Source organism: Rhodococcus sp. D-46 (assembly GCF_011290655.1).
GTDB classification, from domain to species: domain Bacteria; phylum Actinomycetota; class Actinomycetes; order Mycobacteriales; family Mycobacteriaceae; genus Rhodococcus_F; species Rhodococcus_F qingshengii.
Genome location: NZ_JAANTF010000046.1, coordinates 1 through 1000, shown reverse-complemented (window position 1 = coordinate 1000; position 1000 = coordinate 1). Strand labels below are relative to the sequence as shown.

Genomic DNA, 1000 nt, shown 5'->3' with positions numbered 1-1000 from the left:
GACATGTCCGAGCCCGCTATGGTTTCCGGTGATGGACCGGCCGTCGATGCTGCCTGCACCCGAGGCCACCGCCGGCTGAAGGAGACAATACTGTGCTGCATCTGCGTGTCATCTCGCCGAGTGAGCGGACCGGAGATGTGCTGAACATGTTGGCCGCCGAACCTGGGGCTACTCATGTGACACTCGCACTCAGAGCCGCTGTCGATCCGCCGGGAGATGTGATCGAGGCCGATGTAGCCCGCGCATGCGCGAACGACGTGCTTGCCGCGTTGACTGCTCTGGACCTGGTGAGGGCTGGCGGTATTTCGTTCGAGCCGGCGGGAACCATGCTGTCCTTCTCCGCAGAACGGGCGGACACTGCGGCCCCGAGAAGACCCGACGAGACAGTGGTGTGGGAGCAGTTGCTCGGTCAGGTGCGCGAAGGTGCCCGACTGACTCCGGCGTTCCTGGCCTTCCTGGTGATCGCGTTTTTGCTCTCGGCAGTCGGTGTTGCCACGGCGTCGCCGCTGACCCTGGTCGGTGCAATGGTGGTGGGGCCGGAGTTCCGGCCGCTGGCAGCGCTTTCAGTGGGTCTGGTACGTCGAGACAAAGATCTCGTGCGAAATTCGATTCGTACCCTCGCGATCTCGTTTCCGGCCGCGATGGCCCTCACCGGCCTGGCTACCTTGCTGTGGATTCGTCTGGGCTGGGTCGGAATCGGCGATGTCGAGAACGCCCGCGCATTCGACTTCATCTACGAGGTGGGGCCGTTCTCACTGGTGGTAGCACTGCTGGCGGGAGCGGCTGGCATGCTGGCAACGGTCACCTCTACCTCTACGGTCCTGGTGGGGGTGTTCATCTCGGTGACGACGGTGCCAGCTGCGGGATTGGCGGTCGTTGCGGTCTTCGCAGGTAAGTGGAATGTCGTGCTGAGTTCGCTGGCTCAGCTCGGTGTCAATCTGATCGGTATCGTGCTCGCTGGAGTAGTTGTGCTGCTGCTGTTCTCGTTGCCCCGATCCGG

Annotated in this window: 1 protein-coding gene; it reads left to right on the top strand. The window is 63.2% G+C overall.

The features are described 5' to 3' along the window. Nucleotides 1-92: 92 nt before the first annotated feature. On the top strand, nucleotides 93-1000 hold a 908-nt coding region (locus G9U53_RS33260), incomplete at its 3' end, for a DUF389 domain-containing protein (RefSeq protein WP_165639981.1).